This is a genomic window from Bartonella sp. AC329YNZD, assembly GCF_042196685.1.
Taxonomy (GTDB): Bacteria; Pseudomonadota; Alphaproteobacteria; order Rhizobiales; family Rhizobiaceae; genus Bartonella.
Window position 1 is genome coordinate 1 of record NZ_JBHIQS010000126.1, and the last position, 557, is coordinate 557.

Consider the following 557-nt stretch of genomic DNA (forward strand, 5'->3'; position numbering starts at 1 on the left):
CAATAACCTGAGAGGTATACTGGGATCCTCTCGCTCACCCACAAAAGTACACAAAGTCCCCGAGGGTACGTGCAATGTAACCCTACGGGCATAACAGTCAATACTGACCCAGAAAGTACCAAGCCAATCCATACCCAGGATAATGTCAAAAGTGTGCATATCCAAAAGAATCAAATAAAATGTCAGGTAATTGCCGGCAACCATAAGGTCGCAAGCACGACAAACGTTACCCAACGTTACGACACCACCTATGGGTGTCTCAACACATAAGGGTTGTTCCAGTTAGTCAACTGGTAAACCCAATGCACGCGCAAATGATGATGCAATGAATAAGCGTGATGCACCAGTGTCAAATAAAATCCTAGCCCAGGTATTATAAACAAGAATAGTACCTTGGACAACAGAAGTGTCCGGCTGCTAATTAGGTGCATCAACCATAAACCCACGGCCCTGTGCAGATCTGTCTGTCTGCCCTCTGCCCTGACTGGTACCAGGTGTCCCTCCCCTACCCACCCCCGACAGTGCTGCGGGTGTAATCTGCCTCGACGGTCACCTCG

General features: G+C 48.7%; 1 pseudogene. It reads right to left on the minus strand.

Annotated elements, in window-relative coordinates:
• A pseudogene (locus ACFIMW_RS09530) lies at positions 1-396 on the minus strand (retroviral-like aspartic protease family protein); the annotation flags it as partial.
• Positions 397-557 lie beyond the last annotated feature (161 nt).